General features: G+C 68.0%; 23 protein-coding genes. 14 read left to right on the forward strand and 9 right to left on the reverse strand.

Annotation, left to right across the window (positions count from 1 at the left end):
- Positions 1-705 precede the first annotated feature (705 nt).
- Positions 706-2,805: a glycosyl hydrolase family 18 protein gene (locus AC5YGJ_RS15225; RefSeq protein ID WP_496187028.1), complete on the forward strand. Its 2,100-nt coding sequence runs from the start codon at positions 706-708 to the stop codon at positions 2,803-2,805.
- 122 nt (positions 2,806-2,927) lie between these two features.
- Here the strand turns inward: AC5YGJ_RS15225 and AC5YGJ_RS15230 are convergent, their stop codons facing one another.
- Positions 2,928-3,713: a DsbC family protein gene (locus AC5YGJ_RS15230; RefSeq protein ID WP_496187029.1), complete on the reverse strand. Its 786-nt coding sequence runs from the start codon at positions 3,711-3,713 to the stop codon at positions 2,928-2,930.
- A gap of 99 nt (positions 3,714-3,812) precedes the next feature.
- Positions 3,813-4,790: a site-specific tyrosine recombinase XerD gene (xerD, locus tag AC5YGJ_RS15235; RefSeq protein WP_249841977.1), complete on the reverse strand. Its 978-nt coding sequence runs from the start codon at positions 4,788-4,790 to the stop codon at positions 3,813-3,815.
- Positions 4,791-4,846: 56 nt separating this feature from the next.
- On the opposite strand from xerD, the gene AC5YGJ_RS15240 reads away from it, so the two are divergent.
- Positions 4,847-5,338 (forward strand): RDD family protein, encoded by a 492-nt coding sequence (locus AC5YGJ_RS15240; protein ID WP_496187030.1) that lies wholly within the window; start codon positions 4,847-4,849, stop codon positions 5,336-5,338.
- Positions 5,339-5,428: 90 nt separating this feature from the next.
- On the opposite strand, the gene lptG is transcribed toward AC5YGJ_RS15240, so the two are convergent.
- Together lptG and lptF are read right to left on the reverse strand one after the other, a co-directional pair.
- Positions 5,429-6,535: an LPS export ABC transporter permease LptG gene (gene lptG / locus AC5YGJ_RS15245; RefSeq protein ID WP_107232273.1), complete on the reverse strand. Its 1,107-nt coding sequence runs from the start codon at positions 6,533-6,535 to the stop codon at positions 5,429-5,431.
- On the reverse strand, positions 6,532-7,614 hold the full coding sequence (lptF, locus tag AC5YGJ_RS15250; RefSeq protein ID WP_249841979.1) for an LPS export ABC transporter permease LptF: 1,083 nt from the start codon (positions 7,612-7,614) through the stop codon (positions 6,532-6,534). The genes lptG and lptF overlap by 4 nt, the downstream gene beginning before the upstream one ends.
- 104 nt (positions 7,615-7,718) lie before the next feature.
- Here lptF and AC5YGJ_RS15255 point away from each other — a divergent pair, with 104 nt between their 5' ends.
- From AC5YGJ_RS15255 to AC5YGJ_RS15275, 5 genes are all read left to right on the forward strand, one after another.
- Positions 7,719-9,197, forward strand: coding sequence for a leucyl aminopeptidase (locus tag AC5YGJ_RS15255; RefSeq protein WP_249841980.1), 1,479 nt, complete (start codon positions 7,719-7,721; stop codon positions 9,195-9,197).
- 82 nt (positions 9,198-9,279) lie between these two features.
- Positions 9,280-9,705, forward strand: coding sequence for a DNA polymerase III subunit chi (locus tag AC5YGJ_RS15260; RefSeq protein WP_014645876.1), 426 nt, complete (start codon positions 9,280-9,282; stop codon positions 9,703-9,705).
- Between the two features lie 20 nt (positions 9,706-9,725).
- Complete coding sequence (locus AC5YGJ_RS15265; protein WP_014035920.1) at positions 9,726-9,917, forward strand: YqaE/Pmp3 family membrane protein; 192 nt, start codon at positions 9,726-9,728, stop codon at positions 9,915-9,917.
- Positions 9,918-9,950: 33 nt separating this feature from the next.
- Positions 9,951-12,779, forward strand: coding sequence for a valine--tRNA ligase (locus AC5YGJ_RS15270; RefSeq protein ID WP_496187031.1), 2,829 nt, complete (start codon positions 9,951-9,953; stop codon positions 12,777-12,779).
- A gap of 108 nt (positions 12,780-12,887) precedes the next feature.
- Positions 12,888-13,709 carry an EamA family transporter gene (locus tag AC5YGJ_RS15275; protein ID WP_309336175.1) on the forward strand — a complete coding sequence of 274 codons (822 nt, stop codon included), beginning with the start codon at positions 12,888-12,890 and terminating at the stop codon, positions 13,707-13,709.
- 65 nt (positions 13,710-13,774) lie between these two features.
- Here AC5YGJ_RS15275 and rimI read toward each other — a convergent pair whose 3' ends face one another.
- The 3 genes from rimI to pssA are packed head-to-tail and all read right to left on the reverse strand — an operon-like array spanning position 13,775 to position 15,548.
- Positions 13,775-14,272 (reverse strand): ribosomal protein S18-alanine N-acetyltransferase, encoded by a 498-nt coding sequence (gene rimI / locus AC5YGJ_RS15280; RefSeq protein ID WP_107232268.1) that lies wholly within the window; start codon positions 14,270-14,272, stop codon positions 13,775-13,777.
- Positions 14,269-14,775, reverse strand: a complete 507-nt coding sequence (locus tag AC5YGJ_RS15285) for a hypothetical protein (protein ID WP_496187032.1) — start codon at positions 14,773-14,775, stop codon at positions 14,269-14,271. The genes rimI and AC5YGJ_RS15285 overlap by 4 nt, the downstream gene beginning before the upstream one ends.
- Positions 14,772-15,548: a CDP-diacylglycerol--serine O-phosphatidyltransferase gene (pssA, locus tag AC5YGJ_RS15290; protein WP_249841984.1), complete on the reverse strand. Its 777-nt coding sequence runs from the start codon at positions 15,546-15,548 to the stop codon at positions 14,772-14,774. The genes AC5YGJ_RS15285 and pssA overlap by 4 nt, the downstream gene beginning before the upstream one ends.
- An 80-nt stretch (positions 15,549-15,628) precedes the next feature.
- Between pssA and AC5YGJ_RS15295 the strand changes: the two genes are divergently transcribed.
- The 3 genes from AC5YGJ_RS15295 (at position 15,629) to AC5YGJ_RS15305 (ending at position 18,892) form a co-directional block, all read left to right on the forward strand.
- The gene (locus AC5YGJ_RS15295; protein ID WP_496187033.1) at positions 15,629-16,003 is read left to right on the forward strand and encodes a DUF4124 domain-containing protein; all 375 of its coding nucleotides are present in this window, start codon (positions 15,629-15,631) and stop codon (positions 16,001-16,003) included.
- A gap of 576 nt (positions 16,004-16,579) precedes the next feature.
- Positions 16,580-18,283: a proline--tRNA ligase gene (locus AC5YGJ_RS15300; RefSeq protein ID WP_496187034.1), complete on the forward strand. Its 1,704-nt coding sequence runs from the start codon at positions 16,580-16,582 to the stop codon at positions 18,281-18,283.
- 225 nt (positions 18,284-18,508) lie between these two features.
- Positions 18,509-18,892: an H-NS histone family protein gene (locus AC5YGJ_RS15305; RefSeq protein WP_049398421.1), complete on the forward strand. Its 384-nt coding sequence runs from the start codon at positions 18,509-18,511 to the stop codon at positions 18,890-18,892.
- A 93-nt stretch (positions 18,893-18,985) separates the two neighbouring features.
- Here the strand turns inward: AC5YGJ_RS15305 and AC5YGJ_RS15310 are convergent, their stop codons facing one another.
- On the reverse strand, positions 18,986-20,245 hold the full coding sequence (locus AC5YGJ_RS15310) for a threonine/serine exporter family protein (RefSeq protein WP_057496693.1): 1,260 nt from the start codon (positions 20,243-20,245) through the stop codon (positions 18,986-18,988).
- Between the two features lie 92 nt (positions 20,246-20,337).
- Here AC5YGJ_RS15310 and AC5YGJ_RS15315 point away from each other — a divergent pair, with 92 nt between their 5' ends.
- The 4 genes from AC5YGJ_RS15315 to AC5YGJ_RS15330 are packed head-to-tail and all read left to right on the forward strand — an operon-like array spanning position 20,338 to position 23,853.
- Entirely contained in the window at positions 20,338-21,459 is a 1,122-nt protein-coding gene (locus AC5YGJ_RS15315; RefSeq protein ID WP_496187035.1) for an MlaE family ABC transporter permease, read from the forward strand.
- A 1-nt stretch (position 21,460) separates the two neighbouring features.
- On the forward strand, positions 21,461-22,288 hold the full coding sequence (locus AC5YGJ_RS15320) for an ABC transporter ATP-binding protein (RefSeq protein ID WP_496187036.1): 828 nt from the start codon (positions 21,461-21,463) through the stop codon (positions 22,286-22,288).
- A 3-nt stretch (positions 22,289-22,291) separates the two neighbouring features.
- Positions 22,292-23,218 (forward strand): MlaD family protein, encoded by a 927-nt coding sequence (locus tag AC5YGJ_RS15325; RefSeq protein WP_057496696.1) that lies wholly within the window; start codon positions 22,292-22,294, stop codon positions 23,216-23,218.
- Positions 23,215-23,853 carry an ABC-type transport auxiliary lipoprotein family protein gene (locus AC5YGJ_RS15330; RefSeq protein WP_249841987.1) on the forward strand — a complete coding sequence of 213 codons (639 nt, stop codon included), beginning with the start codon at positions 23,215-23,217 and terminating at the stop codon, positions 23,851-23,853. The genes AC5YGJ_RS15325 and AC5YGJ_RS15330 overlap by 4 nt, the downstream gene beginning before the upstream one ends.
- A gap of 68 nt (positions 23,854-23,921) precedes the next feature.
- On the opposite strand, the gene AC5YGJ_RS15335 is transcribed toward AC5YGJ_RS15330, so the two are convergent.
- Complete coding sequence (locus AC5YGJ_RS15335) at positions 23,922-24,512, reverse strand: alpha-ketoglutarate-dependent dioxygenase AlkB family protein (RefSeq protein WP_249841988.1); 591 nt, start codon at positions 24,510-24,512, stop codon at positions 23,922-23,924.
- Positions 24,513-24,575: the final 63 nt, after the last annotated feature.

Raw genomic sequence — 24,575 nt, forward strand, 5'->3', positions numbered from 1 at the left:
ACGACAACAGCAACGGCCCAGGCAAAAGCTGGGTTCCCGTGGGATGGCGGGGTGGTGGGGGCCACACGCCGTAAACCCGTCCATGGGGGCTCGATGGCGCCATCCATGGCGCCAACGGTCCTGCTGGCCCCCACCACCCCGCCCCGACAGATTTCCGCGATCTGCCGCCACGCGTGGATGCTCCCCGGTAGTGCCGGCCGCTGGCCGGCAACCAGGAAATTTCAGAAGTCAGGCATTGAAGAGCGCAGCGACCGGCTTTTGCTTTTGATTTTCTGTTCTGTCCTCCGTGGCCGGCCGCGCAGGAACCTGTCCGTGGTCGGGTGGGTGGGCTGCGAAGGGGCGTAAGCGCCATGGATGGCGCGCCCGAGCCTACAGGGACGTATTCACGGCGTCCCCTGCGCCGCCCACCCACCCGGCCAACCTCCAGAAACCCGCTGTTCGCGGAAAGCCCCAGCCACGAGGGGCTCCGCCGATGGCCGCCGACCGCGCGCAGCGCCGCTTTCCGCCTGAATCCTCGAACCATGCGCTTGCTCACGGATTGACCACACAATTGATGACAACGTTGTCCCCACCTGGCGCCGGACTCTCTCCCCGGCCTCCCAGGTACCCCGTCCGCCCCCTCCGTCGCCTTCCCGGGCGACGCCCGGACCTGCGTCACGCGCGGCGCCATCGGGGCCCGCGCGCCCTTTGATCGGAGACTTACCCATGTACGACCCGATTGTGCGCAGTGCCGAACGTGCGACCCGAAACTGTCGTCCCCGCCGCCTGGCCTGGCTGCTTGCCGTGGCCGCCGGTGCCGCGGCCCTGCCCGGACTGGCGCAGGCCGCCAGCTGTGCCGGCGTGGCCCAGTGGGACCAGGCCAAGATCTACCGGGCCGGCGATACCCTGCAGAAAGGAGGCGTCCTCTATCGGGCGAACCAGGACATCTGGAACGCGCCACCGGACCATCCGGCCGGTGCGCCCTACTACACCAACCTCGGCGCCTGTGATGGCGGCGGCACCAACCAGCCGCCGGTGGTCAGCCTGACCTCGCCGGCCAACGGCGCCACCTTCAGCGCCGGCAGCACGGTCAACGTGACCGCCAACGCCAGCGATCCCGACGGCAGCGTCGCCAAGGTCGAGTTCTTCCGCGACGGCAGCACGCTGGGCGTGGCCACCAGTGCGCCGTACGCGGCCAGCTGGACCAATGCCAGCGCCGGCAGCCACACCCTGCGCGCGGTGGCCACCGACAACGACAACGCCACCAGCAGCACCGCGACCATCACCATCACCGTCAACGCCGCCGGTGGCGATACCACCGCGCCCAGCGTGCCGGGTGGGCTGGCGGTGGGAACGCGGACCGCCAACAGCATCGCGCTCAGCTGGAGCCCGTCCACCGACAACACCGGCGGCAGCGGCGTGGCCGGCTATGACGTGTACCGCAACGGCAGCCTGGTCGGCTCGCCCTCCAGTGCCAGCTACGTCGATGGCGGGCTGACCGCATCGACCACCTACCGCTACCGCGTGCGCGCCCGCGACAACGCCGGCAATGCGTCGGCCCAGGGCACCGAGATCAGCGCCACCACGCTGGCCGGCGACGGTGGCACCACCGGCAAGCGGGTCATCGGCTACTTCACCCAGTGGGGCATCTACGGCCGCAACTACCGGGTCAAGAACATCGACAGCAGCGGTTCGGCCGCACGCCTGACCCACATCAACTACGCCTTCGGCAACGTGCGCAACAACCGCTGCGAAGTGGGCATCACCCAGCCGTCGGATCCGAACAGCGGTGCCGGTGGCGATGCCTTCGCCGACTACACCAAGGCGTTCAGCGCCGCCGAGAGCGTCAGCGGCAGCGCCGATACCTGGGACCAGCCGCTGCGCGGCAACTGGAACCAGCTCAAGCAGCTCAAGGCCAAGTACCCGGGCATGAAGGTGCTGATCTCGCTGGGTGGCTGGACCTGGTCGCGCGGCTTCTCCAGCGCGGCGCGCCCGGAAAACCGCCAGGCCTTCGTTGCCTCGTGCATCGATGCCTACATCAAGGGCAACCTGCCGGTGACCGACGGTGCCGGTGGTGCCGGTGCGGCGCTGGGCGTGTTCGACGGCATCGACATCGACTGGGAATACCCGGTGGCCTGCGGCATCGAATGCGGCAAGCCGGAAGACAACGCCAACTTCACCGCGCTGATGGCCGAGTTCCGCCGCCAGCTCGATGCGGTGCGTCCGGGCCTGTTGCTGACGGTGGCGGTGGGTGCCGGCATCGACAAGATCCGCGTCACCGATCCGGCCGCGTACCACCCGTACCTGGACTACATCAACGTGATGACCTACGACTTCCACGGCGCGTGGGATGCGAAGACCAATCACCAGTCGGCACTGTTCGATTCGCCGAATGATCCGTCCACCGGCGACCAGAAGCTGTACAACAGCAACGACGCCATCGAGGCCTTCATCAGCCGTGGCGTGCCCGCCGCCAAGCTCAACCTGGGCATCGGCTACTACGGGCGTGGCTGGACCGGCGTGGCCAACGCCAACAATGGCCTGTACCAGACCGCCAGCGGCGCCGCGCCGGGCACGTATGAGGCCGGCATCGAAGACTGGAAGGTGCTGAAGAACCTGGCGTGGCCGGGCTACACCGACAACACCGCCGGTGCCACCTGGATCTACAACGGCAGCACGCTGTGGAGCTTCGACACCCCGGCCAACATCACCCGCAAGATGGGCTATGTGAAGACCCAGGGCCTGGGCGGCGCGTTCGTCTGGGAGTTCAGTGGTGACGATGCGCAGGGCACGCTGACCAAGGCGGTCAGTGATGGCCTGAAGTAAGGAAAAAAGCCGGGGATGCGACACGCATCCCCGGCTTCCCGCCTGGAGCGCCGAGCCCATGCTCGGCTGATGTTCCCGCAGCCGAGCATGGGCTCGGCGCTACAGAAAAAGATCGGCGACGGTCAGCGCTTGGCCGACAGCTTTTCCAGCGCAGCGCGCAGCTGTGCCGGCGGCAGGTAGCCACCCAGCTGGGTGCCATCGGGCGCGAAGATCGCCGGCGTGCCGTTCACGCCCAGCTGCTGGCCCAGTGCGTACTGCATCGCCACCGGGTTGGTGCAGTTCCTGGCCGGCACGCTGCCACCGCGCTTGGCGTTGGTCAGCGCCTGGCGGCGGTCGGCGGCGCACCAGACCGAAATCATGTCGGTGTAGTCCTTGCTGCCCAGGCCCATGCGCGGGAACGCCAGGTATTCAACGGTGATGCCGCTGCGGTTGAGTTCGGCGATGTCCTGGTGCAGCTTGCGGCAATAGCCGCATTCGATATCGGTGAACACGCTGATGGTGTACTTGGCGTTCGGCGCGGCGAACACGATGCGATCACCGTGGTTGGCCTTGGCCAGCAGGCTGCGGCGATAGCCCAGCAGGCCCTCGCTGTTGGCCGGGCCCTTGGCACGGGTGTCGTAGGGCTGCGACTGGAACAGGTAGCGGCCATCATCGGATACGTACAGCAGCTGGCCGGAGACCACCACCTCGCGGAAACCGGGGAACGGCGCGGCACCGATGTAGTCCACTTCGAAGCCGGGGTTGAGCGCGGTCAGCGCGGCACGCACGGCCTGGTCGGCCGAACCGTTGGCGGCCGGGCTGGCCTTGGCCGGTGCGGCGGTGGGTGCCTTGGCGGCCGGCGGGGCCGGCTGGGCACAGGCAGTCAGGCTGAGCGCACCGAACACGGCGGCGATGGCAAATCGAAGCATGGAACGGTCCGCGACAGAAGAAGACCCCGGATTCTGACACAGCCACCGCAGTCGGGCCGCGACGCCGGGCACGGCGCAAGGCAGGGTTCAGGCCCTCGCTCAGCCGCGCGGATGATGGCGGGCGTGCAGCTTCTGCAGATGCTCGCGCGCCACCAGGGTGTAGATCTGGGTGGTGGACAGCGAACTGTGGCCCAGCAGCATCTGCAGCGCGCGCAGGTCGGCGCCCCGATTGAGCAGGTGGGTGGCGAAACTGTGGCGCAGGCCATGCGGGCTGATCCGCACCGGGTCGATACCGGCAATCTGCGCGTATCGCTTGACCAGATGCCAGAACGCCTGCCGCGTCAGCGCATGCAACGTCGCTTCGACAAACAGCGGGGTCTGCCCATCCGCCAAGGCCTGTACCTTGCCCTTGCCGACCAGCTGCGGTCGAGACTGCTGCAGGTAACGCTCCAGCCAATGCTGTGATTCCTCGCCCAGCGGCACCAACCGTTCCTTGCTGCCCTTGCCGGTGACCCGCAGCACGCCCTGGCGCAGGTTGACGGCGGTGGCCGGCAGCAGCACCAGTTCGCTCACGCGCAGGCCGGCGGCGTACATCAGTTCCAGCATGGCGCGGTCACGCAGGCCCAGCGGATCGTCGATGTCCGGCGCGGCCAGCAATGCGTCGATCTGGCTTTCGGCCAGCGCCTTGGGCAACAGCCGCGGCAGCTTCGGCGGATCGAGCAGTGCGCTGGGGTCTTCGCTGCGCTCGCCACGACGCACGCCGTCGGCGAAGAACGCGCGCAGTGCCGACAGCAGGCGCGCGTTGCTGCGCGGCGACCAGCCATGACGGGTACGCCAGGCCAGGTAGTCGAACAGGCCGGGACGTTCGATGCCGGCCAGCCCGCCATCGCGCCCATCCATCCAGCGCGCCAGGCCCTCCAGGTCGCGCCGGTAGCTGTCGAGGGTGGCGCGGGCCAGGCCGTTCTCGGCCCAGATCGCATCGAGGAATCGCTGGATGCGCGTGCTGTCGTCGGCGCGCAGTTCCGGCAGCTGCTGCACCAGCTGGCGGCGTTCGGCGGGGGTGGAAACAAGAGCCATGCGTGCAGGATACGAGCGCGACTGCGGATGCGGCCAGCATTGCGTATGCTCGGCGCATGTCCCGCCCTGCCCCCGAGGCCGCCGCTGCGGCCACCACCGAGATGCCCCGCCCACGTGCGTTGCTGCTGTGGCGCATGCTGGCGATGGTCTATGACGCGTTGCCGGTGCTGGCCCTGTGGATGCTGGCCGGCACGCTGTTCACCCTGGGCTACACCTTCAGCGGCCATGCCCAGCGCGAGAACATCGCACCGTTCAGCGCCTGGCAATGGCTGCTGTGGGCAGTGTGCTGGGCCGTGACCGGGTGGTACGCCACGGCCAGCTGGCGCCGTGGCGGGCAGACGCTGGGCATGCGTCCCTGGCGCCTGAAGCTGGAATCAAGCGATGGCACGCCCTTGAAGCGCGCGCAGCTGTGGCTGCGTTTCGCGGTGGGCACGTTGTCGCTGCTGCTGGGCGGGCTGGGATTCTGGTGGGCGTGGCTTGATCGCCAGCACCTGACCTGGCACGACCGCGCCAGCGGTACCCGCCTGGTGCGCACGCCGAAGCGGTGATGCACGATCTGTGGAGTCCGAGCCATGCTCGACTGCGTTTCGCTCACAGCGCATCAGCCGAGCATGGGCTCGGCTCTACAACAACCTGGATCAGCCCGATTTGCGCCGGAACAGCAACCCGGACACCGCCAGCATCACGATCGGCGGCAGCGCATAGGCAATGCGGTAATCGAATTTCAACGCGCCGGCCATGCGGCCGAAGAACAGCTGCAGCAACCAGAAGCCCAGCGCGAACAGGATGCCCAGGAACAGGCGCTTGCCCATGCCGCCACTGCGCAGCGATCCGAACGCGAACGGCACGGCGGCCAGGCACAGCGCCAGCACGTTTACCGGGTAGAACCAGCGGCTCCAGTACACGTCCTCGAAATCGCGCGCGTCCAGCCCGTTGCGCTGCCGGTAGGCGATGCTGGTGCTGAGCTCGGACACGCTGAGGTTGCGCGGCTTGGCGATGCCGGTCGCCAGCGCGGCCGGGTCCAGCTTCGAGTTCCACGGTTCACGTGCCACTTCCTGGCGGGTGGCCGAGCGTTCGCCGAACGTATCGCGGCGCACCCCGGTCAGCACCCAGCCATCCTTGTCGTGCTCAACCGTGGCGGCGTGGGTCAACGAGGCGATCTGGCCGTCCTCGGCGACGCGGTACAGGCGCACGTCGCGCAGGATCAACCGCGTTCCCTTGTCACCGACCAGCTGCTCCTCGCCGCTCTGCGCATTGAGGAAGGTATCGCCTTCGCGTGCCCACAGCCCGGAATAGCGGGTGGTCGAGATATCCAGCCCCCACTTGGCGCTGGTCTTCAGCGCATCGGCGCGGTCCTGGCCCCACGGCCCCAGCGTCTCGGCGCTTAGCACCATCACGGCGGTCAGCAGCGACAGGGCGATCGCCACCGATACGCTCAGGCGCTTGCGCGACAGGCCCAGCGCGCGCAGCGCGGTCAGCTCCGAGGTCGCCGCCAGCTGGCCCAGGCCCATCAGTGAGCCGATCACCGCAGCGGTCGGGAAGAAGGTGTAGGCACGGCGCGGCACGGTGTACAGCACCCAGGCCGCAGCGTGGCCCAGCGTGTAGCCGTTCTTGCCGATGTCCTTGAATTCGCCGGAGAAGGCCATCACCACGTCCAGGCCCACCAGCACCGCCCAGGTCAGCAGCACGGTGGTGAACACCGAACGCCCCAGGTACAGGTCGAAACGCATCGGGCGCAGCCTCATGCGCGGGCTCCCTTCGGGCGGCCCAGGCGGCCATCACGTGCATACATCCAGATTGCCAGCGCCAGCAGCGGCAGGGTCAGCCACCACAGGCCGAGCGCGGCCGGGATCTTGCCGTTGGCGATCCAGCCGCTGCCGATGAACATCAGGTTGGTGCCCACCATGTAGGCCATCAGGGCCAGCATCATGCGTCCATAGCGCTGCTGGCGCGGCGAGCTGCGGCCCAGCGGCACGGTCAGCAGGGCAAACGCCAGCGCGATCAACGGCGGCGCCAGGCGGCGGTGCAGCTGTGCCTGCGCCTGCGGCCGCGCATCTCCGATCAACTGCAGGGTCGGCATCAGTTCGGGATCATCCTCGGTGCGGGCCTGTGCGCCATCGGGCAGGGCCACGTCGTTGCGGGCGAAGGTCGCCAGCCGGTAGTCCAGCCCACCGGCCGCGGGCCCTTCCACCTGGTGGCCGTCATCCAGCTCCAGGAAGCGCTGGCGGGTGCCCTCGAAATACATGCGGCCGCCGTTGGCCGACACCACTTCCAGGCGGTCATCCTTCTGCCGCTGCAGGAACACCTTGCCCAGCTGGGTGCCATCGGGCGAGATCGAGGACAGGTAGACCACCCCGCCATTGGGCAGCGGGGTGAAGCGGCCCGGCTCCAGCCCGGCCATCAGCACGCTGCGGTTGGCCTCGATGATCATCTGCTCGGCCACCCGCCCGGCCCAGGGCCCCAGCCACAGCGAGCAGGCGCCGACCAGCAGCACCACCGGCACCACCAGCATCAGCAGCGGCCGCAGCAGGCGCTTGGGGCCCACGCCAATGGCGGTGATGACCGCCATTTCCGAGTCGCGGTACAGCCGGGCGATGGCCAGCAGCAGGCCCAGCATCAGCGCCAGCGGCAGGATCAGCGGCAGGTAGGCGATGAACTGCAGGCCAAGCTGCGAGAACAGCAGCTTGGCCGGCAGGCGTCCGTCGGCGATGTTGCCGAGGATGTCCACCAGCACGCCGCCCACGCTGACCACCAGCAGGACGATCAGGGTAGCCAGGAAACTCTGGACGAAATCGCCCAGCAGGTATCGGTCGAGCTTCAGCATGGGGCGGTGGTTTAAACTCTGGGGTTCGTTCGCGGTGCCGCCCAGTCTACTGTCTGGGCGTAAACGGCCTGCGATTGTACGGACTCGCCAATGGAATCTGCTCAATGGCCCTCGAATTCACCCTGAACCACGTTGCTCCGGCCGCCGCCACCGTTGATTGCCTGGTGGTTGGCGCCTATGCCGACCATACCCTGACCCCGGCCGCACAGGCCCTGGACGCCGCCAGCGGTGGCCGCCTGGCCGCCCTGGCCCAGCGTGGCGACCTGTCCGGCAAGACCGGCGCCACCACCCTGCTGCACGACCTGCCGGGCGTGAGCGCCGCGCGCGTGCTGGTGGTCGGCCTGGGCGACGCCGCCCGCTTCGGCGTGCCGCAGTACCTGAAGGCCGTGGGCGACGCCGTGCGCGCGCTGAAGGCCGGCGCCACCCGCAGCGCGCTGTTCACCCTGTCCGAGGTGGCGATCAAGGACCGCGACGCGGCCTGGGCCATCCGCCAGGCGGTGATCGCCGCCGATCACGCCGCCTACCGCTACACCGCCACCCTGGGCAAGAAGAAGGCCGACGACGCCGGTCTGACCCAGCTGGCCATCGCCGGTGACGACGCGCAGGCGCTGGCCCAGGGCCAGGCCATCGCCGCCGGTGTCGAGTTCGCCCGCGAGCTGGGCAACCTGCCGCCGAACTACTGCACCCCGGCCTACCTGGCCGAAGTGGGCGTGAAGTTCGCCGGCGAGCACGACGGCGCCGAAGCCGAGATCCTCGACGAGCACCAGATGGAAGCGCTGGGCATGGGCTCGCTGCTGGCCGTGGCCCGTGGTTCGGCCAACCGCCCGCGCCTGGTGGTGCTGAAGTGGACCGGTGCAGGCGACGCCAAGCCCTATGTGCTGGTCGGCAAGGGCATCACCTTCGATACCGGTGGCGTCAACCTGAAGACCCAGGGCGGCATCGAAGAGATGAAATACGACATGTGCGGTGGCGCCAACGTCATCGGCACCTTCGTCGCTGCGGTCAAGGCCAAGCTGCCGCTGAACCTGGTGGTGGTGGTGCCGGCGGTGGAAAACGCCATCGATGGCAACGCCTATCGTCCGTCCGACGTGATCACCTCGATGTCGGGCAAGACCATCGAAGTGGGCAACACCGACGCCGAAGGCCGCCTGATCCTGTGCGACGCGCTGACCTACGCGCAGCGCTTCGAGCCGCAGGCCCTGGTCGACGTGGCCACCCTGACCGGTGCCTGCATGGTCGCCCTCGGCCACCAGACCGCCGGCCTGATGAGCAAGCACGACGACCTGGCCAACGAGCTGCTGGCCGCCGGCGAGCACGTGTTCGACCGCGCCTGGCGCCTGCCGCTGTGGGACGAGTACCAGCCGATGCTGGATTCGAGCTTCGCCGACGTCTACAACATCGGCGGCCGCTGGGCTGGTGCGATCACCGCCGGCTGCTTCCTGTCGCGCTTTGCCGAAGGCCAGCGCTGGGCCCACCTGGACATTGCCGGCGTGGCCAGCGATGAAGGCAAGCGTGGCATGGCCACCGGCCGCCCGGTCGGCCTGCTGAGCCAGTGGCTGCTGGACCAGGCCGCCCGCGCCTGATGCCGTACCCGACCCTGGCCGGCAACCGCCGGCCAGGGCCTCGCCCGGCACGACCGGGCCCCTGCCTGACCCGGACCCTGCCATGCCCCGCGCCGACTTCTACCTGATCGCCAAGCCCCGCTTCCTGACCGAGCCGTTGCGCCTGGTCTGCGAGCTGGCGCGCAAGGCCAACGACGCCGGGTTGTTCACCCTGGTGCTGGCCCGCGACCAGGCCCAGGCTGAGGAACTGGACGAGCTGCTGTGGGCGTTCGACAACGATGCCTACATCCCGCACCAGATCGCCGGCGAAGACATGGACGAGGAAGAGGCGCTGGTGCTGATCGCCGTGCCCGGCACCGATGCGCCGGCGCGCCCGCTGGTGATCAACCTGCGCGATGAGCCCTGGCTGGGCCAGTGCGAGCGCGTGCTGGAAGTGGTCCCGGCCGATCCGGAAGCGCGCGAACCGCTGCGCGAGCGCTGGCGCCAGTACAAGGCCGCCGGCTACGACCTGAACAAGCACGACATGTAAGCCCCGCGAGGACCCCCTTGATGCGCCTGCTGATCGCCCTGATCCTTCCCTGGCTGTCCTTCTTCACCATCGGCCGACCGCTGGCCGGGATCGTCTGCCTGATCCTGCAGATCACCCTGATCGGCTGGCTGCCCGCCGCCATCTGGGCCGCCTATGCGGTCAGCCAGTACCACACCGACCAGAAGATCCGGCGCGCCCTCGGGTCGCGCTGATCTCCCTTCCGCCTTGATTACCGGTTCCCCCGCATGACCCAACTCGCCTCCAGCTACGACCCGAAGTCCTTCGAGACCGACCTCTACGAGGCCTGGGAGAAGGCCGGCCACTTCAAGCCGTCCGGCACGGGCGAGCCGTACACCATCCTGCTGCCGCCGCCGAACGTGACCGGCACCCTGCACATGGGCCATGCCTTCCAGCAGACCCTGATGGATGCGCTGGTGCGCTACCACCGCATGCGTGGCTACGACACGCTGTGGCAGGTCGGTACCGACCACGCCGGCATCGCCACCGAAATGGTGGTCAGCCGCAACCTGGCGCTGGAAGGCAAGGGCGAGACCCGCGATTCGCTGGGCCGCGAAGGCTTCATCGGCAAGGTCTGGGAGTGGAAGCAGCAGTCCGGCGACACCATCGAGCGCCAGATGCGCCGCCTCGGCACCTCCGCCGACTGGTCGCGCAGCACCTTCACCATGGACCCGCAGCCGTCGGCCGCGGTGAACGAAGCCTTCGTGCGCTGGTACGAGCAGGGCCTGATCTACCGTGGCCAGCGCCTGGTCAACTGGGACCCGGTGCTGAAGACCGCCATTTCCGACCTGGAAGTGGAGAGCGCCGAGGAAGACGGCTTCCTGTGGTCGATCGCCTACACGCTCGATGACGGCCTGAGCTACGAGCACGTCGAGCGCGATGCCGACGGCGTGGAAACCCTGCGCGAGACCCGCCACTACCTGGTGGTGGCCACCACCCGCCCGGAAACCCTGCTGGGTGATACGGCGGTGATGGTGCATCCGGAAGACGAGCGCTATGTGCACCTGATCGGCAAGCAGGTGGTGCTGCCGTTGACCGGCCGCCGCGTGCCGGTGATCGCCGACGACTACGTGGACCGTGCCTTCGGCACCGGCGTGGTCAAGGTCACCCCGGCGCACGACTTCAACGACTATGAAGTCGGCGTGCGCCACAGCCTGCCGATGATCAACCTGTTCACCCCGGTGGCGGCGCTGAATGAAAACGCGCCCGAACGCTTCCAGGGACTGGACCGCTACGCCGCGCGCAAGGCGGTGCTGGCCGAGCTGGAAGACCTTGGCATTCTGGTCGAGACCCGCGCGCACAAGCTGCAGGTGCCGCGCGGCGACCGTACCGGCCAGGTGATCGAGCCGTACCTGACCGACCAGTGGTTCGTGAAGATGGACGACCTGGCCAAGCGCGGTCTGGAACTGGTCGAAGACGGAACCATCGCCTTCGTGCCGCCGAACTGGATCAACACCTACCGCCACTGGATGAACAACATCCAGGATTGGTGCATCAGCCGCCAGCTGTGGTGGGGCCACCGCATTCCGGCGTGGTTCGACGCCGCCACCGGCAGCTGCTACGTCGGTCGCAGCGAAGCGGAAGTACGCGCCAAGCACAACCTCGGCAGCGACGTGGTGCTGAACCAGGAAAGCGACGTGCTGGAGACCTGGTTCTCCTCGCAGCTGTGGCCGTTCTCCACCCTGGGCTGGCCGAACGAACAGGCCATGGCCGAGCGCGGCTTCGACCGTTACCTGCCGTCGTCGGTGCTGATCACCGGCTTCGACATCATCTTCTTCTGGGTGGCGCGCATGATCATGGCCACCGACAACCTGGTCGGGAAGATCCCGTTCAAGCACGTCTACTTCACCGGCCTGATCCGCGACGGCCAGGGCCAGAAGATGTCCAAGAGCAAGGGCAACGTGCTCGACCCGCTGGACATCATCGACGGCATCAGCATCGACGACCTGGTCGCCAAGCGTACCGGCGGCCTGATGCAGCCGAAGATGGTGGAGAAGATCGAGAAGGCCACCCGCAAGGAATTCCCGGACGGCATCGCTGCCCACGGTGCCGATGCGTTGCGCTTCACCATCGCCGCGCTGGCCACCCACGGCCGCGACATCAAGTTCGACATGAACCGCGCCGAGGGCTACAAGAACTTCTGCAACAAGCTGTGGAATGCCAGCCGCTTCGCCCTGATGAACACCGAGGGCGCCGCATTCACTGGCGTGCCGACGCCGCGCACCGACGCCGAGCGCTGGATCCTGGCGCGCCTGGCGGCGGTGTCGGCCGAAGCGCAGGGCCACTACGCCAACTACCGCTTCGACCTGCTGGCGCAGTGCCTGTACGAGTTCGCCTGGAACGAGTTCTGCGACTGGTTCCTGGAACTGAGCAAGCCGGCATTGAACGGTGCCGACGCCGCCGACGCCGAAAGCACCCGCCACACCCTGCTCTACGTGCTCGAAGCGCTGCTGCGCCTGCTGCATCCGCTGACCCCGTTCATCACCGAACAGCTGTGGCAGCAGCTGGCGCCGCGTCTGGGCCTGGCCGCGACCACGCTGTCGCTGCGCCCGTACCCGACCGCCGACGAATTCGCCGGCGACTTCGCCCAGGCCGAGGCCGACGTGGAGTGGCTGAAGGCGGCCATCAGTGCCGTGCGCCGCGTGCGCAGTGAACTCAATGTCGCCCCGTCCAAGCTGGTGCCGCTGCGCCTGCAGGCGGGCCTCGAGCTGGACCGCGTGCGCATCGAACGCTTCAGTGCCTCGCTGTCGTTCCTGCTGAAGCTGGACAGCATCCAGTGGCTGGCCGAGGGTGAAAGCGCACCGCCGGCCGCTGCGGCGATCGTCGGCGAGCTGAAGCTGCTGGTGCCGCTGGAAGGTCTGGTCGATCTCGATGCCGAGCGTGCGCGCCTGGACAAGGAAATCGCCCGCGTCGAAGCAGAGAAGGAGAAGAGCGAGACCAAGCTGGCCAGGTTCACCGACAAGGTGCCGCCGGCCGTGGTCGAGCAGGAGCGTGTGCGCCTGGCCGACTGGAACACCCAGCTGGCCGGCCTGCGCGAGCAGCGCGCGAAGCTGTAACGCCACGCTCTGGTGCGCGCCAACCAAGGTTGGCACCTACCACCGCGGAATCGGAAACGCCGGGCGATGCCCGGCGTTTCCATTTCCCCCGCATGGCATCATCGCCCGATGCCTCTTTCGATCTTCCTGCTGGTTCTCGCCGCGGCGGCACTGCATGCCAGCTGGAATGCGATCGTCAAGCGCGGGCCGGACAAGTTCCTCGGCACCGTGCTGGTTACCGGCAGCGCTGCGCTGCTGTCGGCCGCCGCCCTGCCCTTCCTGCCGTTTCCCGCCGCGCACAGCTGGCCCTGGCTGGGCGCATCGGTGCTGCTGCAGGTGACCTACTACGGCCTGGTCGCACGCTGCTATCAGCAGGTCGACATGAGCCTGGCCTATCCGCTGATGCGTGGCAGTGCGCCGATCCTGGTCGCGCTGGCGGGCACCCTGCTCGGCGAACGGCTGCCACCGGCGGCCTGGCTGGGCGTGCTGCTGGTCAGTACCGGCATCCTGTGCATGGCACTGGGTGCACGGGGCGGTCAACTGCGCCTGCCGCTGTTGACCGCCGCGATGATTGCCACCTACACCCTGGTCGATGCGCAGGGCGCACGCCAGTCCGGCAACGCGCTCAGCTACACGTTGTGGCTGTTCCTGCTGTCGGGCATTCCGCTGCCGCTGTGGGCGTTGTACACGCGCGGCGGCGCGGTGCTGGACTATGCGCGGCAGCATTGGCCGCTGGGACTGGCCGGTGGCGTCGGCACCACGGCCTCCTATGCGATGGCCTTGTGGGCCATGACCCAGGCACCGGTGGCCATGGTCTCGGCGCTGCGCGAATCCTCGATCCTGTTCGCGCTGCTGATCTCGGTGTTCCTGCTGCGCGAACGCATTCCGCGCGCGCGCTGGCTGGCAGCGTCGCTCATCGTGAGCGGCGTATTGGCGTTGCGGTTGGCGTAACGGTAGCGCCGGGCCGTGCCCGGCGAGCGCAGTAGTGCCGCCCCCGGGCCGGCACCCCTTCCCCGTTACAGCGGCGGCATCGCCTGCAGGTCGTCGCCGACCAGTTCGATGGCCATCACCACCGCGTCCTCCCGCCCCTGTGCGGCCGGGTAATAGCGCGGCCGGCGGCCGATCTCGTTGAAGCCTTCGCTGTGGTACAGCGCCAATGCCGGCGTGTTCGACGGGCGCACCTCAAGGAACACCCGCTGCGCGCCCCGATCACGGGCCAGCTGGACCAGCGCGCGCAGCAGCTGGCGACCCAGGCCACGCGATTGCGCCAGCGGATCGATGCAGATGTTCAGCACGTGCGCCTCATCGGCGGCGAGGCTGAGCACGCCGTAGCCGATCAGCTGACCGTCGCGCTCCATCGCCAGGCCGGGATAGCCGGCGCGCAGGCAGTCGATGAAGATGCCGCGGGTCCAAGGAAACGGATAACCACGCAGCTCGATCGCCATCACCGCATTGAGATCGCTCTCGCGCAGCGCGCGCAGGCGCACCGGCCCCGGCTGGCTGACCGCACTCATGCTGCCCCCCGCTTGCGCAGGGCACGCAGCTGCGGCCACAGCGCACGCTTGGCGGCCGGATCGTGGCGCAGCTGGTCCAGCGGCCAGCTGTCCATCAGCGCCTGGGTGGCCGGGTCGTTCGGGTTGCAGCCCGACGCACGCAGCAAGGCGATCTGCAGCCGGTCCGGCAGGCGCACCACCGGTTGCCGGGCGTTGCCGCTGGGCAACGGACGTGCCGTGGCCGCTGCGGTATCCGGCGCGGTGACCGGAGGCTCGCGACGCGGCGGTGCCGGGCGTTCCGGGCGCGCCGCAGGTGCGGCGCCGCCATGGCGCTCATGGGCCGCATCGTCCACGTGGGCGGGTCCGGCCGACGGCGCAGCGCGGGCTTCGGCGTTGGCCACGCTCAGCTGCAGCGCGGCATCCAGCTCGGCAGCCAGCTGGCCGTCGTGGTAGACGGTGTAGCCCATGGCCTGCAGCCAGGCCTGCTGGGCCGGCGACCACAGCACGGGCAGATCCTGGCTCACGCGGCCTCGGACTTCTTGCGCAGGCGTTGTACGGCCCACATCACCGGGCCGGACAGGGCGTACAGGATGCCGACCGCGAACAGCACGCGCGGCAGGTCGATCACCGCGATGGCGATGGCCACCGGCACCAGCGCCAGCACCAGGAACGGCACGCGCTCAGCACGACCGTCCTTGGCGGCACCGCCCTTGAAGCTCCAGAAGCGGATACGGCTGACCATCAGCAGCGCGGCGACCAGGGTCACCGCCAGCGCGACGTAGCGCAGCTGATTGCCATCCCAACCCAGATTGCCGTCGGCGAAAGCCCAGACAAAGGACATCATCAGGCCGGCCGCGGCCGGGCTGGCCAGGCCGACGAACCAGCGCTTGTCGACCACCGCCACCTGGGTGTTGAACCGGGCCAGGCGCAGGGCCGCGCACGCGGCATACAGGAATGCCACCGCCCAGCCGACGCGGCCCAGCAACGGGTCATCGAACTTCAGCCACGACAGCGACCAGTGGTACATCACCAGCGCCGGCGCCATGCCGAAGCTGACCAGGTCGGCCAGCGAGTCGTACTGCACGCCGAACTCGCTGCTGGTACCGGTCAGGCGCGCCACACGCCCGTCCAGCCCATCCATCACTGCGGCCACGAACACCGCAATGCTGGCGTTGACGAAATCGCCGTTGGCGGCAGCGATGATCGCGTAGAAGCCCGCGAACAGGCCGGCCGTGGTGAACAGGTTGGGCAGCAGGTAAATCGTGCGCGAGCGCGGCGGCGGTGTGATCGGGTCCATGGAATCCAGTTTAATCGACTTGCCAGCCGTCGGCGCCAATGCTGCAATCGGCGTTCTACGCCCATTCTGCGGAGTTTGCCATGCGTGCCCTGTCCAGCCTTGGATGCCTGCTGCTGTTGGCCAGTGCCAACGCCGTGGCCGGCCCGGTGTACAAGTGGAAGGACGCCAATGGCGTTACGCAGTACTCGGAGACCCCTCCGGCGGGCAGGAAGTATGAGATCCGTGAGCAGGCCCGCAGCCCCCAGGCCGCGGCCAGCGCCGAGGCTCCGGCCGCGCCGGTGCCCGAGCCGTGCAGTACCGCCCGCGCCAACCTGGCCCTGCTGGAAGGCACCGGCCAGGTGATGCACGACACCGATGGCGACGGCAAGCCCGATACCGCGTTGACCCCGGAACAGCGCAGCGCGCAGAAGGGGTTGGCGGAAGCGGCCATCAAGGCGTACTGCCCGGCGGAGTGAGGGTATCGGCAGGGCTTGCAGCCCTGCACCTGCTTCAAGCAACGGCAACGGCAACAGCCGGCTATGGGCTTTCTGTGGGTTTGGCGGGGCGGTGTGGGCTGGCAGGACACGCCGTAAACCCTTCCATGGGGGCTCGATGGCGCCATCCATGGCGCCAACGGTCCTGCCAGCCCACACCACCCCACCTCCGACAGGTTCCTGGTGGCGGTGGTAGATCCACGCCATGCGTGGATGAATCTCCATGGAAATCGAATATTTCGAGAATTGATCGAAAAGCCGAGCATGGCTCGGCTCTACAAAAGGGCGACAGATCGCGGAAAACCGTCGAAGGCGGGGTGGGTCCGGTTGCGGGGGCGTGAGCGCCATGGATGGCGCGACCGAGCCTACAGGGACGTATTTACGGCGTCCCCCGCAACCGGACCCACCCCGGCAGCCACCAGTAAACCCGCCTTTGCCGTTGCTTCGGCAGTTGCAGTTGACGTTGCTTGAGGCGGGTGCAGGGTGCAGCCCTGCCAGTACCCCCCACCCCGGCCGGGCTGGCAGAATAGGCGTCTCTGCCGTTATCCGAAGCCGACGATGCGCCTCTCCCAGTTCCACCTGCACACCACCAAGGAAACCCCCAGCGACGCCGAGCTGACCAGCCACCGGCTGATGCTGCGCGCGGGGATGATCCGCAAGCTCGCCTCCGGCCTGTACACCTGGTCGCCGCTGGGCCTGCGCGTGCTGCGCAAGGTCGAACGCATCGTGCGCGAGGAAATGGACCGTGCCGGCGCGGTGGAATTCCAGATCCCCACCATCCAGCCGAAGGAACTGTGGGAGCAGACCGGGCGCTGGCAGAAGTTCGGCCCGCAGCTGCTGAAGATCAAGGACCGCAAGGACCAGGTGTTCTGCTACAGCCCGACCGCCGAGGAAGCCGCCTGCGACTTCGCGCGCAGCGAGCTGTCCAGCTACAAGCAGCTGCCGGTGAATTTCTACCAGGTGCAGACCAAGTTCCGCGACGAGATCCGCCCGCGCTTCGGCGTGATGCGTTCGCGCGAGTTCCTGATGAAGGACGCCTATTCGTTCCACCTGCACGATGAATGCCTGGTGCGCGAATACGAAAACATGAAGTCGGCCTACAGCCGCATCTTCACCCGCCTGGGCCTGGACTTCCGCATGGTGCAGGCCGATTCCGGTGCGATCGGCGGCGATGCCTCGCAGGAATTCCACGTGATCGCCGATTCCGGCGAAGACGCACTGGTGTTCTCCACCGGCTCGGATTACGCGGCCAACATGGAAGCGGCGATCGCGGCCGATCCGGCGCCGCGTGCGGCCGCCACCGAAGCCATGCGCAAGGTCGACACGCCCACCCAGAAGACCTGCGAGGACGTCGCCGCCCTGCTCGGCATCGACCTGCAGCGCACCGTGAAGTCGGTGGCGCTGGTCGCCGGCGAAGGCCAGGCGCAGCAGTTCGTGCTGGTGCTGGTGCGCGGCGACCATGAGGTCAACGAGATCAAGCTGGCCAAGGTGGCCGGTCTGGACGAACAGCGCTTCGCCAGCGAAGCGGAGATCGCCGAGTACCTGGGCAGCGTGCCCGGCTTCCTCGGCCCGGTCGCCCCGGCCAAGGTCATCCGCGTGGTCGCCGATCGCGAAGTGGCGGCGATGTCCGACTTCGTCGTCGGCGCCAACGAAGCTGGCTTCCACCTGGCCGGCGTCAACTGGGGCCGCGATCTGCCGGAACCGGAAGTGGCCGACATCCGCAACGTGCGTGCCGGTGACCGGGCGCTGGACGGTGGCGAACTGAAGATCGCCCGCGGCATCGAAGTCGGCCACGTGTTCCAGCTCGGCCGCAAGTACGCCGAAGCACTCGATGCCACCGTGCTGGACGAGAACGGCAAGGCCGCGGTGATGGCGATGGGGTGCTATGGCATCGGCATCTCGCGCGTGGTGGCTGCCGCAATTGAACAGAACCATGACGATGCCGGCATCATCTGGCCGGACGCGATGGCGCCGTGGCAGGTGGTGGTGTGCGTGATCAACCCGAAGGGTGACGCTGCGGTGGCCGAAGCGGCGGCCAGCCTGCTGCAGGAACTGCGCGACGCCGGCCTGGATGCGGCGCTCGATGACCGTGGCCTGCGCCCGGGCGCGATGTTCGCCGACATGGAACTGATCGGTATTCCGCACCGCGTGGTGGTCAGCGAACGAGGCCTGGCTGCAGGTACCTACGAGTACCGTTCGCGCCGCGCCAGCGAAGCCGAGAGCCTGGACAAGGCCTCCCTGCTGCAGCGCCTGCAGGGCTGATCGGCACACTGGACCGGGGCATGCCCCGGTCTTTTTTTGCCGGTGACCGGCCCGCCGGAATATGGCAGCAGACATAATCCGGTCAAAATGCCCGCGTTGCAGCCGGCAGGTCGCCAAGACCTGTCCCGGCAGTATTTGTGCTTGGAATAATTCATCTCTATTCTGTCCCGCGACGCCATGGACTGGCTCGTCCCGTCCACACATTAGTTTCTGGAGTAACCGTAAATGAGCATTGACCTGACCGGCCTGTCGGCACGCGAGCTGGGCGCCCTGATCCGCACCGCGAAGAAGCAGCAGACCATCGTTGCCAAGCGCCGGCCGATCACCAAGGTTCGCGCCCAGCTGACCAAGCTGGCCAAGACCGAGGGTTACACGATCGAGGAACTGTTCGGCGACGCCCCGGCACCGCGCGCGCGCAAGGTGGCCAAGGCCGCCAAGGCGCCGTCCAAGACCGCCGGCCGCAAGCTGGGCAAGGTGGCGCCGAAGTACCGCAACCCGGCCAACCCGAAGGAAACCTGGACCGGCCGTGGCAAGCAGCCGCGCTGGATGGCCGAGCTGACCGCCAAGGGCAACAAGAAGCCGGAAGATTTCCTGATCAAGAAGGCCTGAGGCCGGATCGGAAAGCAGTGGGAAAACGCCGGCGAAAGCCGGCGTTTTTCATTCTTCGGCGTGTGGACCAACGGTCCACACCCACCGACATCATCACAGGGTTTTGCGGGCCGGCATCAGCAGGTTGCCGAACAGCAGGCCGGCCACCAGCGCCATCACCACGTTGAGCACGGTGAGGAACACGCTTTGCCCGGCACCCACGTCCTGCTGCTGGACCAGGGTCAGCACGCCGCGCAGGCTGGTGCTGCCGGGCACCATCATGATGATGCCTGGCAGGCGGATGATCGCGCCCGGGCGGCCGACCAGGCGGCCGAACAGGTTGCCGCCGGCGGTCAGCAGCATCGCCGACAGGAAGATGCCCGCCGGTGCACCCCAGGCGTGGCCACCGAACTTGGAGATGGCATAGCCGGCCACCGACGCGGCGATCACCCATGGATAGTCGCGACGGTTGGCCTTGAACAGCATCGCAAAGGCGAATGCCGCGGTCAGCAGCGAGCCCCACTCCACCCACGGCCCCTGCGGCCGCGCGGCGCGGATCACCGGGTCCAGGCCGAGCACATCGGCCAGGGTCACCGCGATCATCGCGCCGACACTGAGCTTCATGATGGTGGTCAGCGCGCCGGCGAAGCGCGCCGTGCCCGATACCCAATGCTGGCTGGCCAGTTCGTTGACCGCGTTGGTCAGCGACATGCCGGGCAGCAGCACCACCAGCGAGGCGATGATCACGGTGTTGAGGTTGAGCGCACCGATGAAGGAGGCCACCAGCGTGGCGACCATGCCGGCCAGCAGCGCGGCCAGCGCCTCGGCCGCCTCGCGGGTGGCCGGGCGACGGTCGGTGACCATGCCGAGCAGGCCGATCATCAGGCCGATGACACCGGCGGTGGCGATGTCCAGCCACGGCAGTTTCCACATGCCGGCCACGCCGGCCGCGCCCAGGCTGAAGGACAGGATGGTGCGCAGCTTGCCGCGCCGTCCCGGATCCTTGTCCAGCTGGCGCAGCGCCGTGTGGCCCTGGGCGATGCTCATCCGGCCGTTGGACACTTCCTCGGCGATGCGGTCGGCCACGCTGAGCTTGTGCAGGTCGTTCTCGCCGGGAGCCAGGCGGATCACCCGGGTGATGTCGCTGGAACCGATCGCCTGTGCCGGGTCACTGAAGCTGAGGATGATACCGGTGGGATTCGACCACGGTTCACAATCCAGATCGAGCTGGCGTGCCAGTGCCACCACCGCCGTTTCCAGGCGCTGGGCCGTGGTGCCATAGCTGTGCAGGCGTCCGGCGATCTCGGAAACGAAGGCCACGCGCTGTGCGTAGGTGGCCTGGGGCGTGGGGATCGTGTGAGCGTCTGCGGACATGCGCCGTAGTATTACCTACGCCGGGCCCTGCCGGATAAATTCAGCCGGGTTCGACCCGACGCCCGCTACAGAACGGTTATGCTGCGATCCGAATGGCCCACGTGACCCCGAACCACGCCCCCCAGCTCGAGCAGGACGCCCATGATCCGGGCCTGATCCACCTGTCCGGCACCTGGACCTTGAAGACCGCGCTGGCCGCGGCCGAGGTCCTGCGTGGCGTTCCCGACAAGCTGACCGGCATCGATGCCACCGGCATCGAACAGCTGGACTCGGCCGGCGTACTGCAGGTACTGCGTGTGGCCCATCGCGCCGACCTGGGCGAAGAGGCCCTGCAGTTCCGTCCGGATCATCAGGCGCTGGTGTGCACCATCGAGGAAGTGGCCGACGACCGGCCCAAACCCAAGCGCGATTTCGGCGTGCTGGCCGCGCTGGAGCGCCTCGGTGTCAGCGTGCATGCCACCGGCCACAACATCAAGGCGCTGTGCAGCTTCCTCGGCGAGAACCTGGTCAAAGCCGCACGCCTGGTCAAGGAACCGCGCCGGTTCCGGCTCACCGCCACCGTGCACCAGATGGAACAGGTGGGCCTGGATGCGGTGCCACTGGTGGCGCTGCTGTCCTACCTGGTCGGCGCGGTCATCGCCTTCCTCGGCTCCACCATCCTGCGTGACTTCGGCGCGGAGATCTATGTGGTGGAGCTGGTGAACATCGCCTTCCTGCGCGAGTTCGCCGTGCTGCTGACCGCGATCGTGCTGGCCGGCCGCACCGCCAGTGCGTTCACCGCGCAGATCGGTGCGATGAAGGCACGCGAGGAGATCGATGCGATGCGTACGCTGGGGCTGGACCCGGTCGATCTGCTGGTGCTGCCGCGCCTGCTGGCACTGCTGGTCACGCTGCCGCTGCTGACCTTCATCGCGATGATCGCCGGCCTGGCCGGCGGCATCACCGTGGGTGCGTTCGACCTGGATATTCCGCCACAGATGTACATCGCGCGCATGCACGAGACGATGGAAGTGCGGCACATGCTGGTCGGCCTGTCCAAGGCACCGGTGTTCGCGCTGGTGATCGGCCTGATCGGCTGCCTGGAAGGGCTGAAGGTGGAAGGCACCGCGCAGTCGGTGGGTGAACGCACCACCTCCAGCGTGGTGCAGACCATCTCGCTGGTGATCATCATCGACGCCTTCGCGGCGTTGTGGTTCATGCACATGGACTGGTGAGATGACCACATCGCCTGCCACCGAAACCCTCGACATGCGCGATGGCGACAGCCACGAGCTGGCCATCCGCGTGCGCGGGCTGGTCAACCGCTTCGGCAGCCAGACCGTGCACGAAGACCTGGACCTGGACGTGCGCCGTGGCGAAATCCTCGGCGTGGTCGGGGGTTCGGGTACCGGCAAGTCGGTGTTGATGCGCTCCATCCTCGGCCTGCGTACGCCCGATGCGGGGCAGATCGAAGTGCTCGGCCGCAACGCGCGTGCCGACGATGCCGAAAGCCGCCTGCACATCGAGCGCAACACCGGCGTGCTGTTCCAGGATGGCGCCCTGTTCTCCTCGCTGACCGTGGGCGAGAACGTGCAGGTGCCGCTGAAGGAGCACCACCGCGAGCTGCCCGAGCGCTGGCACTACGAACTGGCGCTGTTGAAGGTGAAGCTGGCCGGCCTGCCGGCCGATGCGATCAACAAGCTGCCCTCGCAGCTGTCCGGCGGCATGCGCAAGCGCGCCGGGCTGGCCCGTGCGCTGGCACTGGATCCACCGCTGCTGTTCCTGGATGAGCCCACCGCCGGCCTGGATCCGATTGGTGCGGCGGCATTCGACCGCCTGATCAAGACCCTGCAGGAAGCACTGGGGCTGACCGTGTTCCTGATCACCCATGACCTGGACACGCTGTACGCCATCTGCGACCGCGTCGCCGTGCTGGCCGACCGCAAGGTGGTCGCCAACGCACCGCTGCCTGACATCGAGAAACTGGATCATCCGTGGATCCAGGAATACTTCCACGGACCGCGTGCGCGTGCCGCGCGCGGCGAACAGATCGAGAGTGCCTGAGCCATGGAAACCAAAGCCAACTACGTGCTGATCGGCGCGTTCACCCTGATCACCGGCCTGGCCCTGCTGGCCTTCGGCCTGTGGGCGGCCAAGTACTCATCCGACCGCACCTGGCAGGAATACCGCGTGGTGTTCCGCGAGGCGGTGACCGGCCTGTCGGTCGGCAGCCCGGTGCAGTACAACGGCATCGCGGTCGGCTCGATCACCGAGCTGAACCTGGTTCCCGATGACCCGCGCCAGGTGGTCGCGCGCATCCGCCTCAATTCGACCACGCCGGTCAAGACCGATACCCGCGCCAAGCTGGCGATCACCAGCCTGACCGGGCCGTCGATCATCCAGCTCAGTGGCGGCACGCCGCAGTCGCCGGCGCTGACCACGGTCAACAAGGACCCGGCACCGATCATCCCGACCACGCCCTCGGCGCTGCAGAACATCACCGATGTGGCCAACCGCATCGTCGAGCGCATGGATCAGATTCTCAGCGACCGCAACGTGGCCTCGATCAACGCCACCCTGGCCAACCTGGAAACCATCAGTGGGGGCCTGGCCGACCGCGACCAGGGCACCCAGGCGCTGCTGCTCAGCGCGCGTGATGCCGCGCGTAGCCTGGATACCACGCTGAAGACCACCAACGGCACCATCGAGCGCCTGGACAAGAACCTGGTGCAGCAGCTGCCGGGCATCATCGACAAGCTCGACGCGACCCTGGCCAAGCTCGATTCGGCGGCCGGCAACGCCGATTCGATCCTGGGCGAGAACCGCGCGGCCATCAACAGCTTCGCCAACGATGGCCTGGGCCAGCTGGGCCCGACCCTGACCGAACTGCGCGGCCTGATCCGCGACCTGCGCCGGGTCAGCGACCGCCTCGAGAACAACCCCGCGCGCTACCTGCTGGGCCGCGACGCACCGAAGGAGTTCGAACCCAAATGAACCCGATGCCGCTTCCGCGCCTGCTGCTGGCCGCTTCGATGGTCACCCTGCTGGGTGGCTGTTCCATCCTGGGCAGCAGCGAGAAAACGGCGGTGACGCTGTACTCGCCGGCCGTGCAGGTCAAGGCCGATCCATCGTGGCCGCAGGCCAGCTGGCAGCTGGTGCTGGCCAAGCCCAGCGCCGCACGCATGGTCGACAGCCCGCGCATCAATGTGCGGCCGACGCCTTCGCAGCTGGAGATCTACAAGGGTGCCAGCTGGGCGCAGCCGGCCACCGACATGATCGAAGACACCCTTCTGCGCGGCTTCGAGGACTCCGGCCGCATCGGTGGGGTGGCCCGCAGCGCTGCCGGCATCCGTGCCGACTACAAGCTGTCCACCGACGTGCGCCGCTTCGAATCGGACTATCAGGGGCAGGCCACGCCGACGGTGGTGATCGAGCTCAACGCCAAGCTGATCCACGTGGCCGACCAGCGTGTGGTCGCCGACCGCACGTTCCGCCAGGCACAACCGGTCGGCAGCACGGACGTGCCGGCGGTGACCGCCGCCTTCGAACGCGGCCTGCAGCAGCTGGCGCAGGACGTGGTCGGCTGGACCCTCACCAGCGGCCAGGCGGACGCCGGCAGCAAGCGCTGAAGCGTAGCGGGGTCGGATCCCTTCCGCAGCGCGAAAGGGCTCTGACCCCATCTGCGCTGACCCCGCCCTCACCCGCGCGGCGTGATCCAGCGGAACGTCAGGTTGATGCGCTCGCCCTGCACCCGCGCCATCTTCGGCAGCGCATGCTGGTAATAGCGCTGGGTCGGCCCGGCCATCACCAGCAGGTCGCCGTGGCCCAGCACGAATTCGGCCTTGCGCGCCGGATCATCGCGCCGGCGCAGCAGGAAGCGCCGTGCTGCACCGAGGGTCAGCGAGGCGATCACCGGTGCCGGCCCCAGCTCCGGTTCGTCGTCGCTGTGCCAGCCCATGTAATCGCCGCCACTGCGGTAGCGGTTCAGCAGCACGCTGTTGAAGCGACCGACACCTTCGGCCTGCAGCTGCTCACGCAGAGCCTGCAGCGCAGGCGGCCAAGGCTGCGGCACGAAGTCAGCGCCGGAGTAGCGATAGCGGGCCTGTGGGTCGCCGATCCAGCAGCTCAGCCGTGGCGAGTCCACCCAGTGGCCGAACATGCGGATGCGATGCACCTCCCAGGGCACGTTGGCCTGCAGCCCGGCCATCAGGGTATCGGCCCGGGCAGCGGCCAGCCAGCCCGGCAGGTGCTGGACATCGGCATCGGGCAGGTGGTGAGGGAAGAGCATGGCCACACGCTAGCATGCCGGTGTTTGCCGTCACGGCCGCCAGCGCTGAAAATGCCCGCATGA

This window comes from Stenotrophomonas sp. CS3K5 (assembly GCF_059515225.1).

What these genes read in the sequence shown, in the direction of transcription:
- xerD (WP_249841977.1), bottom strand. Translation starts at nt 4,790, where the DNA reads ATGGCTCTTGTTTCCACCCCCGCCGAACGCCGCCAGCTGGTGCAGCAG.
- AC5YGJ_RS15335 (WP_249841988.1), bottom strand. Translation starts at nt 24,512, where the DNA reads ATGCTCTTCCCTCACCACCTGCCCGATGCCGATGTCCAGCACCTGCCG.
- AC5YGJ_RS15265 (WP_014035920.1), top strand. Translation starts at nt 9,726, where the DNA reads ATGCGCCTGCTGATCGCCCTGATCCTTCCCTGGCTGTCCTTCTTCACC.
- AC5YGJ_RS15255 (WP_249841980.1), top strand. Translation starts at nt 7,719, where the DNA reads ATGGCCCTCGAATTCACCCTGAACCACGTTGCTCCGGCCGCCGCCACC.
- AC5YGJ_RS15320 (WP_496187036.1), top strand. Translation starts at nt 21,461, where the DNA reads ATGACCACATCGCCTGCCACCGAAACCCTCGACATGCGCGATGGCGAC.
- rimI (WP_107232268.1), bottom strand. Translation starts at nt 14,272, where the DNA reads ATGAGTGCGGTCAGCCAGCCGGGGCCGGTGCGCCTGCGCGCGCTGCGC.
- AC5YGJ_RS15260 (WP_014645876.1), top strand. Translation starts at nt 9,280, where the DNA reads ATGCCCCGCGCCGACTTCTACCTGATCGCCAAGCCCCGCTTCCTGACC.
- AC5YGJ_RS15240 (WP_496187030.1), top strand. Translation starts at nt 4,847, where the DNA reads ATGTCCCGCCCTGCCCCCGAGGCCGCCGCTGCGGCCACCACCGAGATG.
- pssA (WP_249841984.1), bottom strand. Translation starts at nt 15,548, where the DNA reads ATGGACCCGATCACACCGCCGCCGCGCTCGCGCACGATTTACCTGCTG.
- AC5YGJ_RS15325 (WP_057496696.1), top strand. Translation starts at nt 22,292, where the DNA reads ATGGAAACCAAAGCCAACTACGTGCTGATCGGCGCGTTCACCCTGATC.
- AC5YGJ_RS15275 (WP_309336175.1), top strand. Translation starts at nt 12,888, where the DNA reads ATGCCTCTTTCGATCTTCCTGCTGGTTCTCGCCGCGGCGGCACTGCAT.
- AC5YGJ_RS15300 (WP_496187034.1), top strand. Translation starts at nt 16,580, where the DNA reads ATGCGCCTCTCCCAGTTCCACCTGCACACCACCAAGGAAACCCCCAGC.
- AC5YGJ_RS15310 (WP_057496693.1), bottom strand. Translation starts at nt 20,245, where the DNA reads ATGTCCGCAGACGCTCACACGATCCCCACGCCCCAGGCCACCTACGCA.
- AC5YGJ_RS15270 (WP_496187031.1), top strand. Translation starts at nt 9,951, where the DNA reads ATGACCCAACTCGCCTCCAGCTACGACCCGAAGTCCTTCGAGACCGAC.
- AC5YGJ_RS15305 (WP_049398421.1), top strand. Translation starts at nt 18,509, where the DNA reads ATGAGCATTGACCTGACCGGCCTGTCGGCACGCGAGCTGGGCGCCCTG.
- AC5YGJ_RS15295 (WP_496187033.1), top strand. Translation starts at nt 15,629, where the DNA reads ATGCGTGCCCTGTCCAGCCTTGGATGCCTGCTGCTGTTGGCCAGTGCC.
- lptG (WP_107232273.1), bottom strand. Translation starts at nt 6,535, where the DNA reads ATGAGGCTGCGCCCGATGCGTTTCGACCTGTACCTGGGGCGTTCGGTG.
- AC5YGJ_RS15315 (WP_496187035.1), top strand. Translation starts at nt 20,338, where the DNA reads ATGGCCCACGTGACCCCGAACCACGCCCCCCAGCTCGAGCAGGACGCC.
- AC5YGJ_RS15225 (WP_496187028.1), top strand. Translation starts at nt 706, where the DNA reads ATGTACGACCCGATTGTGCGCAGTGCCGAACGTGCGACCCGAAACTGT.
- AC5YGJ_RS15230 (WP_496187029.1), bottom strand. Translation starts at nt 3,713, where the DNA reads ATGCTTCGATTTGCCATCGCCGCCGTGTTCGGTGCGCTCAGCCTGACT.
- AC5YGJ_RS15330 (WP_249841987.1), top strand. Translation starts at nt 23,215, where the DNA reads ATGAACCCGATGCCGCTTCCGCGCCTGCTGCTGGCCGCTTCGATGGTC.
- lptF (WP_249841979.1), bottom strand. Translation starts at nt 7,614, where the DNA reads ATGCTGAAGCTCGACCGATACCTGCTGGGCGATTTCGTCCAGAGTTTC.